This window comes from Paludifilum halophilum, from assembly GCF_002245355.1.
In the GTDB taxonomy this organism is placed as follows: domain Bacteria; phylum Bacillota; class Bacilli; order Thermoactinomycetales; family DSM-45169; genus Paludifilum; species Paludifilum halophilum.
This window is the reverse complement of the sequence record NZ_NOWF01000001.1, coordinates 437,393-450,521: the sequence shown is the minus strand read 5'-3', so window position 1 is coordinate 450,521 and position 13,129 is coordinate 437,393. Positions and strand designations below refer to the sequence as shown.

Below are 13,129 nucleotides of genomic sequence, written 5' to 3'. Positions count from 1 at the left end.
TAGCGAGGAGGCGTTTGAAAATGAAGATATTCGAATCCCTGGGAAAATACGATTATGAGCAGCTGGTCTTTTGTCACGACGAGTCCTCCGGTTTAAAAGCGATTATCGCCATTCACGATACCACGTTGGGTCCCGCTCTGGGCGGGACCCGGATGTGGACCTATGATTCGGAAGAGGATGCCATCGTCGATGCCCTGCGTCTGGCCCGCGGGATGACCTATAAAAATGCGGCGGCGGGACTCAACCTCGGCGGAGGAAAAACGGTGATCATCGGTGATCCCAAAAAGGATAAGAATGAAGCGATGTTCCGTGCGTTCGGACGCTTTATTCAAGGGTTGAACGGCCGTTATATCACTGCGGAAGATGTGGGTACCACTGTGGAAGACATGGATCTGATTCATGAGGAGACCCGATTTGTCACCGGGATTTCTCCCGCTTTCGGCTCCAGCGGCAATCCGTCTCCGGTAACGGCCTACGGCTGTTACATGGGTATGAAGGCCGCCGCCGAAGAAGCTTTTGGGGATGATTCCCTGGAAGGAAAAACCGTAGCCGTACAAGGGGTGGGTCATGTAGCCTACCATCTTTGCAAATACCTGCACGAAGAAGGCGCCAAACTGATCGTGACCGACATCAACCAGGAGAATATGCAGCGGGCGGTCCGGGATTTCGATGCGGAAACCGTGGATCCCGACCGAATCTACGATGTAGACTGCGATATTTTCTCCCCTTGTGCCCTGGGGGCGATTATCAACGATGATACGATCGACCGGTTGAGCTGCCGCGTGATCGCCGGTTCCGCCAATAATCAATTAAAAGAGGACAAACACGGAGATATCCTTTATGAAAAAGGGATCGTCTATACTCCGGATTACGTGATCAATGCCGGCGGAGTGATCAATGTGGCCGACGAATTAATCGGATATAACCGGGACCGCGCGATGAAAAAGGTGGAGGGGATTTATCAGAAGATCCAACGGATTTTTGAAATCTCCAAGCGGGATCACATCCCCAGCAATCAGGCGGCGGATCGAATGGCGGAAGAGCGGATTCAGTCGATGCACCATTCTCGCAGTACCTTTTTAATGAACGAGCGAAACATTCTCAACATGGTGACTCGGTAAGGAAGGTCGTGTGATAACGTGCAGGAACCCATTCGGGTGCTGGCGATTAATCCCGGTTCCACTTCGACGAAGATCGGGGTTTATGATGACGAAAAAAAAGTGTTGGAAAAGACGTTGCGCCATGACGACAAGGAGCTGGCCAAGTACTCGGATCTCTTTGAACAGTACCCTTTCCGAAAGCGAGTGATCCTGGACACTCTGGACCGGGAAGGGATGAACCTGACCCGCTTGAATGCCGTGGTCGGGCGGGGGGGACTGCTTCGCCCCATCTCGGGAGGTACCTACGCGGTCAATGAAACCATGCTGGAGGATTTGAAGTCCGGGCGTTACGGCGAGCACGCTTCCAACCTCGGTGCTGTACTCGCTGACGATATTGCCGATGAGCTGAATATCCCCGCATTCATCGTCGATCCCGTGGTGGTGGATGAACTGGAACCCATTGCCCGGATTTCCGGAGCTCCACGGATCGAGAGACGGAGCATTTTTCACGCTCTTAACCAAAAAGCGGTCGCCCGACGCATTGCTGCAAACTTGGGAAAACGCTATCATGAGGTCAACCTGGTCGTCGCCCACATGGGCGGTGGAATCACGGTCGGAGCTCACCGTCGGGGACAGGTGATCGACGTGAACAACGGGCTTCACGGAGAAGGCCCCTTTTCACCGGAACGGGCGGGGACTCTTCCTGTCGGCGATCTGGTGTCGATCAGCTATTCCGGGAAGTTTTTTCCCAGTGAAACGATGAAGATGATCGTGGGTCAGGGCGGTCTCATGGGTTATCTCGGGACGACGGATGCCCGGGAGGTGGAAGCCCGAATCGAGGATGGAGACGAACAGGCCCGGTTGGTCTATACGGCGATGGCCTACCAAGTGGCCAAGGAAATCGGTTCCTGCTCGACGGTGTTGGAAGGAAAGGTCGACGGCATTGTGTTGACCGGCGGCCTGGCATACGGGAAGGTGTTTACGGGAGAGATCGAGAAGCGGGTATCCTGGATTGCCCCGGTTTTTGTCGCCCCCGGAGAAAACGAGCTCCAAGCTTTGGTGGAAGGGGCGCTCCGGGTGATCCGCGGTGAAGAAAAAGCGCGTGAATACCCCAACGGAGAATCTGTAGAGGGAGCTGAAGTTTCGGATGGCGGATAATCTGGATCTGGTCGTGTTGGGTGCGGGTCCCGGCGGTTATGTAGCCGCGATTCGCGCAGCCCAGCTCGGCATGAAGACAGCTGTGATTGAAAAGGAGAAGGTGGGGGGCGTTTGTCTCCATAAGGGGTGCATCCCTTCGAAATCGATGTTGCGAAGCGCCGAACTTTACCATGAAATGAAACACAGTGAAGATTACGGCATTACCGCACAAGAGGTTGAACTGGACATGAACCGGGTTCAGCAGCGGAAGAATAAAGTCAAGGATCAGCTTTTCAAAGGTGTCCACCATTTGCTTAAGAAAAACGGGGTGGCGGTTTATGAGGGAACCGGTCGCATTTTGGGTCCCTCCATCTTTTCCCCGCAGGCAGGGACCATCTCCGTGGAGAGGGCCGACGGCGGCGAGAACGATATGCTGGTGCCCCGGTACGTAATCATCGGCACGGGTTCCCGCCCCCGGTCGCTGCCGGGGTTGGAAACGGACGGAAACCGAATTATCAATTCCGATCATGCCCTGGAAATGGAGTCCCTGCCGGAGTCCATCGTGATCGTCGGCGGCGGGGTGATCGGCATTGAATGGGCGTCCATGTTGAATGATTTCGGTGTGGATGTGACCGTTGTCGAGTTTGCCGACCGGATTCTTCCCTTTGAGGATCCCGATGTGAGCAAAGAGATGACTCGTCTCTTGAAAAAACGCAAAGTAAAAGTGATGACCGGAGCCAAAGTGCTTCCGGAAACGGTAGAGAAGAAGTCGGACTCCGTCTCCCTCCAGGTGGAAAAGAAGGAAGAGAAGAAGACACTGACGGCACAGCGTCTACTGATCTCGGTGGGGCGCCGGCCCAATACCGAGGACATCGGGTTGCAGAACACATCGGTCAAGACGGAAAAAGGGTTTATCCGGGTCAATGAGTATATGCAAACCGCTGAATCCCATATTTATGCCATTGGTGACGTCATCGGGGGTTACCAGCTGGCTCATGTCGCTTCTCATGAGGGGATCCTGGCGGTGGAGCACATGGCCGGGAAAAATCCGCATCCGATTGATCCCTTGCTTGTGCCCCGTTGTACATATAGTCGACCGGAAATCGGCAGCTTGGGTCTGACCGAGGAAGAAGCCAAAGAGAAGGGATTTGATGTAAAGACGGGTAAGTTCCCCTTCCGCGCCCTCGGAAAATCGTTGGTTTTCGGCGAGTCCGATGGTTTCATCAAGCTGATCTCCGATAAGAAAACGGAGGATATCCTGGGTGTTCACATGATTGGCCCTCATGCCACGGATCTGATCTCCGAAGCGGGTTTGGCCAAAGTACTGGATGCCACTCCCTGGGAGATCGGTCAGGCGATCCATCCCCATCCGACTTTATCTGAAGCCTACGGGGAAGTGGCGATGGCGATGGATGGTCAACCGATTCATTCCGCTTAAAAAACGTTATCAGGATCGGAGGGTTCCCCTATGGGACAATCTCGACATGAGAGACTCGGCTTGACCGACGAGCAAGTGTTGGACATGTACCGTTACATGCTTTTGGCCCGGAAAATCGACGAACGGATGTGGTTGCTTAATCGCGCCGGTAAAATCCCCTTTGTCATTTCCTGTCAAGGGCAGGAAGCGACTCAGGTTGGGGCGGCGTTTGCTCTGAACCGGGAGAAAGACTGGCTCTGCCCCTATTATCGGGACTTGGGCATGGTTCTCGTTTTCGGGCAGACGACTCGGGATCAGATGCTGTCCGCTTTCGCCAAGGCAGAGGATCCCAACAGCGGGGGTCGTCAGATGCCCGGCCACTACGGAGACAGCCGTTATCGCATCGTTTCCGGTTCCAGCCCGGTAACGACCCAACTTCTCCACGCCGTCGGTGTGGCATTGGCGTCCAAAATGGAGAAAAAAGACGAGGTGGCTTTGACGGCCTTCGGCGAAGGTTCCAGCAATCAGGGGGATTTCCATGAGGGGTTGAACTTCGCCGGTGTCCACAACCTTCCGGTGATTTTCCTGTGTGAAAACAACAAGTACGCCATCTCCGTCCCTGTAGAGAAACAATTGGCCGGAGGCAGCGTGGCCGCTCGGGGAGAAGGATACGGTTTTCCGGGGGTGGAAGTGGACGGCAATGATCCCCTTAACGTCTACGAAGCCGTCAAACAGGCCGCTGAGCGGGCGCGCCGGGGAGAGGGGCCGACGCTGATTGAAGCGGTTTCCTACCGATTGGTTCCCCATTCCAGTGATGATGACGACCGGACCTACCGTGAAGTTGAGGAAGTGGAAGAAGCCCGGAAGAAGGATTCCCTCGTTCAGTTCAAAAAGTATCTCCAAGATGCAGGCGTTCTGACGGAGGAAAAGGAACAGGCCCTCAATCAGGAGATTGCCAAGGACGTGGACGATGCAACGGAATATGCCGAGGAGGCTCCCTATCCGGAACCGGAACAAACATATACCCACGTTTACGCGGAATAGGAGGAGAGGAATCATGCCGGTGATTTCCTATATCGATGCGGTAACCCAGGCTCTCCGGGAAGAGATGGAGCGGGACGAAAAGGTATTCGTTCTCGGTGAGGATGTCGGTGTCCGGGGAGGTGTTTTCCGCGCTACCGGCGGATTGATCGAGGATTTCGGCCCGGAGCGGGTGTTGGATACTCCCTTGACGGAATCCGCCATCGCCGGGGTTTCCATCGGTGCTTCCGTTTATGGAATGCGGCCGGTGGCGGAGATGCAGTTCGCCGATTTTATTATGCCGGCGGTCAATCAGATCGTCAGCGAAGCGGCCAAGATGCGTTATCGTTCCAATAACAGCTGGCACTGTCCGATGGTGATCCGGGCCCCATACGGCGGCGGTGTTCACGGGGCACTCTATCATTCCCAGAGTGTGGAAAAAATTTTCGCCGGGGTCCCGGGCCTGAAAATCGTCACCCCGTCGACCCCCCACGATGTGAAGGGTCTGTTGAAGAGTGCCGTCCGGGACGAGGATCCGGTCCTCTTTTTCGAACATAAACGGTGCTATCGTCTGATCAAAGGTGAAGTGCCGGAGGAAGACTATACCGTGCCGATCGGCAAGGCGGAAGTGAAGCGGGAAGGGACGGATGTCACCGTGATTTCCTATGGGTTGACCCTTCATTTTGCCTTAAAAGCGGCGGAGGAACTGGAGAAGGAAGGAATCAGTGTCCATGTGCTGGATCTTCGTACCCTGGTGCCCCTGGATCGGGAAGCTGTGTTGGAAGCAGTGGCCCGGACGGGTAAGGCACTGATCATCCATGAGGACAACCTGACCGGCGGTTTCGGTGGCGAAGTGGCGTCGGTGATCGCGGAACACGCCTTCTTTGAGCTGGATGCCCCGGTTCGCCGTTTGTGCGGCCCTGATGTCCCGGCGATGCCCTACAGTCCTCCCCTTGAAAAAGAGTTCATCCTGAATCCGGAGAAAGTGACTGCCGCCATCCGGGACTTGGCGGAATTTTGAGGTCGATGAAGCTGGCAGACTCGGACCGGGTTCCGTCCCGGCGCAACAAGGAGGAAAATCATGGCGACCGATATTACCATGCCTCAATTGGGAGAAAGTGTGACTGAAGGAACGATCAGCAAGTGGTTAAAACAGCCCGGTGATGCGATCAGCAAATACGAACCCCTGTGTGAGGTGGATACAGACAAGGTTAATGCGGAAGTTCCGGCGACTGTCAGAGGTACGCTGAAAGAAATCGTCGTCGAAGAGGGCACCACCGTGGAAGTTGGTGAGATTATCTGTCGTGTCGACGCGGAAGGCGAAGGGGGCGGTACAGCTGAAAAAAACGCCGGGGATTTGGATCAGCCTGATGCCGGTGATGAGAAGACTGCCAACACGACAAAAGACGCCGGGGAAGAAGCCGCTGGCGACACCTCCATGAAAAAACGCTATTCTCCGGCGGTATTGCGCTTGGCCCAGGAACATGATATCGATCTGGAACAAGTGGAAGGGACCGGAAGAGGCGGGCGGATTACCCGGAAGGACCTCCGGAGGTTAATCGAATCCGGCCAAACCGGAACCGACCAACCGCAACCTGCGGCGAAGGAAACGCCGAAAGAGGCGAAAAAACCGACTGCTGCGGCTCAGCCTGACCGGAAGGGCGCCCAGCCGGAGACCGGCGACCGGGAAGTGCCGCTGACCAGTGTACGCAAAACGATCGCCCAACGGATGACCACCAGCAAGCATGAAGCTCCCCATGCCTGGACGATGGTACAGGCGGATGTTACCGGTCTGGTGAAGCTGCGAAAGAAGATCAAGGATGCGTTTAAACAGCGGGAGGGCATCAGTCTCACTTATATGCCCTTTGCTATCAAGGCTGTGGTGGATGCCTTGAAGGAGTTTCCTTACCTGAACTCCCAATGGGGCGGCGACAAAATCATTCTCAAAAAGCGGATCAATATCTCCATCGCTGTCGCTACAGAGGATGCCCTGTATGTCCCGGTCATTCACGACGCCGACGAAAAAAGCATCCTCGGATTGGCTAAATCGATCCATCATCTGGCGGAGAAAACCCGGACCGGAAAACTGTCGATGGATGATCTGTCCGGGGGCACCTTCACTGTCAATAATACCGGCTCCTTCGGCTCAATCGCTTCCCAGCCGATTATCAATCATCCCCAGGCGGCGATTCTTTCGATGGAGTCCATTGTCAAGCAACCGGTCATCCAGGATGATATGATCGCCGTGCGCGATCTGGTCAACCTGTGTCTCTCCTTGGACCACCGGATCCTGGATGGACTCATGGCCGGCCGCTTTCTGCAGCGGGTCAAGGAAAACCTGGAGGCATACGGCCCGGATTCGCAAATCTGACCCAACCTTCACCCCCTGTTACAACAGGGGGATTTTTTTATTGTATTTTTTCCAAAAACCGATATGCAATATATTGCATCATGCTATAATGGATGGAAAAGCAAGGAGGTGGAAGCATGCCGATTCCCGGACAATCCCCCAAATTGGATCGAGCATCGGTGAAAAGCCGAGTATTATCTCAATTGCAACAATGGATTGCCGATGGAACCCTGGAACCGGGGGAAAAAATTGCGGATACCGAAGTGGCCCGGGCGATGGGTGTGAGCCGGACACCGATCCGGGAAGCCTTGCAGATCCTGGAGATCCAAGGATTTATCGAAATGAGACCCGGAAAGGAAACACGAGTCACTTCTCTGAATCCGGAGGATGTGTACCAATTGTATCCGCCCTTGGCCGCCTTGGAATCGATGGCCGCCGAAATAGCGGCGGATCGGATTCAGGACAGCCAAATCGAACAGCTGTCTGAATTGAATCAAAAATTTTCGCGGGCTATCGAGCAAAAAGACAGGGAAACGGCCCTGGCGATTGACGAAGACTTCCACGGCCTGATCTTGGAAGCGGCTGACAATACGTATATTTTGGATTTTTCTTCGCTTCTGCAGCTTCATATTCGGCGGTTGAAATATGTGTTCTTTGAACAGCCTTTGATTCCGTTGCGTACCTCTGTCGAAGAGCACGACGCCTTGATCGAAGCTTTCCGGGAGGGGGATCGGAAAAAAGCTGAAGCGGTAATGCGAAACAACTGGCTGCGCCCGATGGACAAAGTGGCGGAAGAGATCCACCGGCGTCTGTCATAAGAAAGTCCTAGAAACGTTGTGACAAAACCCCTGTTCGGGAGGGTGGGGTTCCACACGGAGTGCCTTTGGCTCGTCAGAATAACGAAACGGAGTGTGGAACCCCACCCCGACCCACCAAGGATGTGCTAAAATCACAACACCTCTAGGGCATGTCCGGTCATTCAGGTTGCCGCGATCGATAGGAGGCCTGGACACCGAGCAAGGGATCAGTAGGCCTCTTAAGTGGATGGAGGAAAGCATAAACAGGAGCAGGGGAGGGAGCTACCATCGCAAAGAGGATCACTTATTTATTATTGATCGCGATGGCCGTATTCTGGGGAAGCGCTTTTGCGATGTCGAAAGTTGCTGTGGAAGCGGTTCCCCCGACAGTGGCCGCTTTTTTGCGGTTCGGTGTCGGGGCCGTTATCATGCTTGGCATGGTCCATATCAGGGAGAGGAAACCTCGCGCTGTTCTCAATGGATCCTGGCGTTCTGTCGCCCTGCTCGGTCTGTTGGGTGTTGCCGGCTACAATTGGCTGCTATTCTTAGGCCTTTCTTTTTCCAAAGCGTCGGACGGCAGTATGATCATTCCGACAATGAGTCCGGTGATTACGGTTGTTTTGGCCGCGTGTTTTTTAAAGGAACATTTGAAACGAAATCAGGTGATCGGTTTATTGCTCGCCTTAGCCGGATCCGGTATTTTCTTTTCCGCCATCGGTTGGGGTGGAATCGTCGAATGGAACCGGATTTTCGGTGATGGACTGTTTTTTTTGGCGGCCGTTTGTTGGGCGTCCTACACCTTGTTGGGGAAAAGAGTGCTGGGGCAAGCGGATCCGTTGCCGGTTACCGCTTATTCAATGAGTTTCGGTTCCCTGGCTCTCGCTGTTCTTGCTATTCCTGACCTGGGGCAGGTTGATTGGGGAGAACTGGGCCTGTCCTTCTGGTTGAATCAATTATACTTATCTCTGTTTCCGACAGTGTTGGCCAATTGGTTTTATTATCGCGGAGTGAAGGAGATCGGGGCGGCGAGGGCTTCCGCTTTTATGTATCTTGTTCCGGTCTCGGGATTGTTTTGGGCCGGTATCATGCTGGGCGATGTGCTTCAACCCGTCCAGTTGACCGGGGCAGGGGTCATGATGGCCGGGGTATGGATGATCAATCGCCGTCTCTCCGACCGGTCCGTATCCCGGGAAGCCCGCTCCGTATCCGAAAGGACACAGGATCGCCCGACATCATAAGGGTTGCACGGAGGTGAGACTCAGATTGTCACGTGTAACAGGAGTGCACCACGGTCGGTTCAAGGGGTTTCTGATGGTTTTAAAGGGGGCAGTATTGTGGGGCCTTTCAGGAACCGTTGCCCAATACCTGTTTCATCACGAAGGGTTTCGCCATGACTGGTTGGTAATGGCCCGACTGATCGTCTCCGGGGGAGTCTTGTTGGCGGCTGTCGCGTTTGGTAAAAGCGGAAAGAGGATTTGGAACATTTGGAAGGATCCCGGCGATCGGTGGCGGGTTCTGCTCTTTGCCATTGTCGGGTTGCTTGGAGTGCAGTATACATATTTCGCGTCGATACAGGCGGGTAACGCGGCGACGGCGACATTGCTTCAATATCTGGGGCCGGTATTGATTACCATATATCTGGCTCTCCGTTGGTGGAAGGTACCCTCTGGGTTCGAAATGGGTGCGGTGGGGTTGGCTTTATTGGGCACTTTTTTGCTTGTAACCGGAGGGCGCCCCGGCGAATTAACCGTCTCATCGATGGCTGTTTTTTGGGGGTTGGCGTCAGCGGTCACTCTTGCCTTCTACACCTTGTTCCCGGTTCGTTTGCTTCAACGATGGGGGGCGGCGACGGTGGTCGGTTGGGGAATGGCCATCGGTGGAGCGGGACTGATGTTGATGACCCCGCCGTGGCAGACGGAAGGCCAGCACTGGTCATGGACCACATTTTCTTTTGTTATGTTTGTCATCTTCTTTGGGACCCTGCTCGCCTTTTATCTTTACCTGGCCAGTCTCAAATATCTGAAGCCGAGTGAGACCGGTTTGTTGGCCAGTGCCGAACCGCTCTCCGCCGCTTTCGCCTCAGTGGTGTGGTTGAACGTTCCTTTCGGCTGGATGGAATGGGCGGGCAGCCTGTGTATTATCGGAACCGTTGTCCTATTGTCCCGATCGTCGGAAAAACCGCGAAAGGATTTGGCGGTGTGAGGGGCTTCCATGAAAAAAAGGCTTCCGGAACGTTCCGGTAGCCTTTTTTTCTGCGGATTACTGCATTCCCACAATTTCATCATAAATGGCGAGCAGAGTCACTCCGATCAAACCGATGGTGAAGATTCCGCCGATCAAAAAGCCGGGCTTGTTGTCGCTCTTCTTGTTTTTCCACGCTCCGATGACAGCGAGAATGCTGCTAATAATCAAGATTACCGTCATATACATGCTTTCCACCCGCTTTCCTATGTCCAGTTCATCCTATGATTCCAGGATTTCTGTTCATTCTTCAGTATACTCATTTTCTCCGGAAAAACTCAAACCCCTGCGTCGGTTGGTGAATGTTTTTTGACGTCAGAAGAATAGAGCGGTACCGGTGATAAGAGTGGTTGCCACCAGGGCGACAATGACGATATAGACGACCATTTTCACCCATAACGGTTGCATGGATATCACCTCAATCAATCATTTTAGCCGACGGAAATCGTGTTGTCCAATTTCGAAAAGCGTTGGGAAATATCCGACAAAAGGGATGATTTTCTGTTATATTAAAGATGACAGCGCTTTCTGAGAACGAATCATTGCGGGAGGGAAACCGGTGACTGCAAAATCTTTTGAAGAGCTGTACAGAGAATGGGAAGAAAAAACCCGGCAGCTCCTCGATCAATACCCGGAAGAGAAGGATCGTTTCGAAACGCTCTCCGGGATTGAAGTTGAGCGATTATACACCCCTGTGACGGGGTCCGACGATACTGCCGAAAAAATCGGCCTGCCGGGAGAATTTCCTTATACCCGGGGAATCAGGCCGACGATGTACCGTTCCCGCCACTGGACCATGCGTCAATATGCGGGTTTCGGGTCTGCGGCGGAGACGAACAAGCGGTTTCGTTATCTGCTGGATCAGGGGCAGACAGGTCTTTCCGTCGCCTTCGACCTTCCGACGCAGATCGGTTACGATTCAGATGACTCGATGGCGTCCGGGGAAGTGGGGAAGGTGGGAGTGGCGATCGATTCCCTGGAAGATATGGAGATTTTGTTGCAGGGAATCCCTCTGGACCGGGTGAGCACCTCCATGACGATCAACGCTCCGGCATCCATCCTGTTGGCGATGTATATCGCTGTAGGGGAAAAGCAGGGGGTTCCCGCCGACCGGCTCACCGGCACGATTCAAAATGATATCCTCAAGGAGTATATCGCGCGGGGGACCTATATCTTTCCCCCGAAGCCCTCTATGCGTCTGATCACGGATATTTTCGCCTACTGTGCGGAAAAGGTGCCGAAATGGAACACGATCAGTATCAGCGGTTACCATATCCGGGAAGCAGGTTCCACGGCGGTACAGGAAGTCGCCTTTACTCTGGCCGACGGAATCGCTTATGTCAATGCGGCTTTGGAAGCCGGCTTGGAGGTGGACCGCTTTGCTCCGCGCCTCTCCTTTTTCTTCAACGCTCACAATCACTTTTTTGAAGAGGTGGCCAAATTCCGGGCGGCGCGTCGCCTATGGGCCCATCTGATGAAGGAGAGGTTCGGTGCGAAAAGCCCTCGTTCCATGAAGCTGCGTTTTCATACACAGACCGGGGGATCGACACTGACAGCCCAGCAACCCGACAACAATGTCGTCCGGGTGACACTGCAGGCTCTCTCGGCGGTATTGGGGGGAACACAAAGCCTTCACACCAATGCCCGGGATGAAGCGCTGGCCCTTCCGACGGAAGATTCCGCACGGGTCGCGCTGCGGACGCAGCAGATCCTGGCTTACGAGAGCGGAGTCACCCACACGGTGGATCCTTTGGGAGGGTCTTATTTTGTGGAAAGACTCACCGATGAAATCGAAAAGCGGGCCCGGGAATACATTGAAAGGATTGACGAGATGGGAGGAGCCGTTGCCGCTGTAGAAGAGGGTTATATGCAGCGGGAGATCCACCAAACTGCTCTGGAAACCCAAAAAAAGATCGAATCCGGAGAAGAGGTGGTGGTCGGGGTTAACCGGTTCCGTTTGGAGAAGGAACAGCAGCCTCAGTTGTACCAGGTGGACCCGACCCTGACACGGCGGCAGCTGGAGCGGCTGAAGGCTCTTCGTCAAAGGCGGAACGGGGAGCGGGTGGAACAGGCGTTGGCGTCTCTCAAGCGGGGAGCAGAGGGGGATGCGAATCTGATGCCGCTCATTCTGGAAGCGGTTCGGTCCTACGCCACTGTCGGGGAGATCTGCCACTCCCTTCGCGATGTGTTTGGAGAATATCAACCGATATGACGAAGGAGTGGATGAGAGGATGAATCGACCGATACGCGTGTTGGTGGCCAAACCCGGACTGGACGGCCATGACCGGGGGGCGTTGATCATCGCTCAGGCATTGAGAGATGAAGGAATGGAAGTGATTTATACCGGACTCCGTCAATCTCCGCCGCAAATCGTGGCGACAGCGATCCAGGAGGATGTTGATGTCATCGGTCTCTCTTGTTTGTCCGGGGCTCATAATGATCTGTTCCCGGAGGTGACCCGCCTTCTGAAAGAACAGGGGGCAGAGGATATTCTGGTAGTCGGAGGCGGGGTGATCCCCCAAAGTGACATTCCTTTTCTGGAGAAAAACGGAGTCGCCCGGATTTTTACCTCTGGGACTACAACCAAGGAGACAGCGGATTTTATTCGGAGCGCAGTGAAAGAGAGGGAGGGCCGTCCATGACCGAATCCATTTCCCCGAAGCGGATTGATCATATCGGCATTGCGGTGAGGAGCCTGGAGCAGTCGGTCCCCTTGTACCGGGATGTGCTGGGATTGAAATTCCTCGGATATGAGACAGTGGAGAGCGAGCAAGTACGGGTCGCCTTTATGGAGATCGGCGAATCCAGAATCGAATTATTGGAGCCTCTTTCTCCGGACAGCCCGATCGCTGGTTATATGGAGAAAAAAGGCGAGGGGATTCATCATATCGCCTTGCGGGTGGACGGGATTGAACAGGAGCTGGACCGGTTGTCCGCTTCCGGTTTTCGACTGATTCACGAGCGGCCGAAGGTGGGAGCCCACGGTTCCCGGGTCGCCTTCGTTCATCCCAAATCCACCCTGGGTGTCCTTTATGAACTGTGTCAGCCTGAAGATTGACAAAGATTA

At 54.3% G+C, this 13,129-nt stretch carries 14 protein-coding genes; 12 read left to right on the top strand and 2 right to left on the bottom strand.

The features are described 5' to 3' along the window. The first annotated feature begins 20 nt into the window (after positions 1-20). The 9 genes from CHM34_RS02095 (at position 21) to CHM34_RS02055 (ending at position 10,023) form a co-directional block, all read left to right on the top strand. Positions 21-1,121, top strand: a complete 1,101-nt coding sequence (locus CHM34_RS02095) for a Leu/Phe/Val dehydrogenase (protein WP_094262908.1) — start codon at positions 21-23, stop codon at positions 1,119-1,121. An 18-nt stretch (positions 1,122-1,139) separates the two neighbouring features. Next, on the top strand, positions 1,140-2,258 hold the full coding sequence (gene buk / locus CHM34_RS02090) for a butyrate kinase (protein WP_094262907.1): 1,119 nt from the start codon (positions 1,140-1,142) through the stop codon (positions 2,256-2,258). Further along, positions 2,248-3,675, top strand: coding sequence for a dihydrolipoyl dehydrogenase (lpdA, locus tag CHM34_RS02085; protein ID WP_094262906.1), 1,428 nt, complete (start codon positions 2,248-2,250; stop codon positions 3,673-3,675). Before buk ends, lpdA begins: the two co-directional genes overlap by 11 nt. A 30-nt stretch (positions 3,676-3,705) precedes the next feature. Further along, positions 3,706-4,698, top strand: a complete 993-nt coding sequence (locus CHM34_RS02080; protein ID WP_094262905.1) for a thiamine pyrophosphate-dependent dehydrogenase E1 component subunit alpha — start codon at positions 3,706-3,708, stop codon at positions 4,696-4,698. A gap of 13 nt (positions 4,699-4,711) precedes the next feature. Continuing rightward, positions 4,712-5,695 (top strand): alpha-ketoacid dehydrogenase subunit beta, encoded by a 984-nt coding sequence (locus tag CHM34_RS02075; RefSeq protein ID WP_094262904.1) that lies wholly within the window; start codon positions 4,712-4,714, stop codon positions 5,693-5,695. Between the two features lie 60 nt (positions 5,696-5,755). Further along, positions 5,756-7,045, top strand: a complete 1,290-nt coding sequence (locus tag CHM34_RS02070) for a dihydrolipoamide acetyltransferase family protein (RefSeq protein WP_094262903.1) — start codon at positions 5,756-5,758, stop codon at positions 7,043-7,045. 116 nt (positions 7,046-7,161) lie between these two features. Next, a complete protein-coding gene (locus CHM34_RS02065; protein WP_094262902.1) occupies positions 7,162-7,842 on the top strand; it encodes a GntR family transcriptional regulator in 681 nt (226 codons plus the stop codon). 266 nt (positions 7,843-8,108) lie between these two features. Then, positions 8,109-9,059 carry a DMT family transporter gene (locus tag CHM34_RS02060; protein ID WP_439116302.1) on the top strand — a complete coding sequence of 317 codons (951 nt, stop codon included), beginning with the start codon at positions 8,109-8,111 and terminating at the stop codon, positions 9,057-9,059. A 73-nt stretch (positions 9,060-9,132) separates the two neighbouring features. Continuing rightward, a complete protein-coding gene (locus CHM34_RS02055; protein ID WP_094262900.1) occupies positions 9,133-10,023 on the top strand; it encodes an EamA family transporter in 891 nt (296 codons plus the stop codon). A 57-nt stretch (positions 10,024-10,080) separates the two neighbouring features. On the opposite strand, the gene CHM34_RS19165 is transcribed toward CHM34_RS02055, so the two are convergent. Together CHM34_RS19165 and prli42 are read right to left on the bottom strand one after the other, a co-directional pair. Further along, on the bottom strand, positions 10,081-10,245 hold the full coding sequence (locus CHM34_RS19165; RefSeq protein WP_169713537.1) for a hypothetical protein: 165 nt from the start codon (positions 10,243-10,245) through the stop codon (positions 10,081-10,083). A gap of 132 nt (positions 10,246-10,377) precedes the next feature. Beyond that, a complete protein-coding gene (gene prli42, locus CHM34_RS19160) occupies positions 10,378-10,470 on the bottom strand; it encodes a stressosome-associated protein Prli42 (RefSeq protein WP_169713536.1) in 93 nt (30 codons plus the stop codon). 151 nt (positions 10,471-10,621) lie between these two features. Here prli42 and CHM34_RS02050 point away from each other — a divergent pair, with 151 nt between their 5' ends. Genes CHM34_RS02050 through mce form a run of 3 tightly spaced genes read left to right on the top strand, consistent with a single transcriptional unit; the run spans position 10,622 to position 13,120 of the window. Beyond that, on the top strand, positions 10,622-12,274 hold the full coding sequence (locus CHM34_RS02050) for an acyl-CoA mutase large subunit family protein (protein WP_094262899.1): 1,653 nt from the start codon (positions 10,622-10,624) through the stop codon (positions 12,272-12,274). Between the two features lie 19 nt (positions 12,275-12,293). Continuing rightward, positions 12,294-12,704 (top strand): cobalamin B12-binding domain-containing protein, encoded by a 411-nt coding sequence (locus CHM34_RS02045; RefSeq protein WP_206093730.1) that lies wholly within the window; start codon positions 12,294-12,296, stop codon positions 12,702-12,704. Beyond that, complete coding sequence (gene mce / locus CHM34_RS02040) at positions 12,701-13,120, top strand: methylmalonyl-CoA epimerase (protein WP_240511815.1); 420 nt, start codon at positions 12,701-12,703, stop codon at positions 13,118-13,120. Before CHM34_RS02045 ends, mce begins: the two co-directional genes overlap by 4 nt. Positions 13,121-13,129 lie beyond the last annotated feature (9 nt).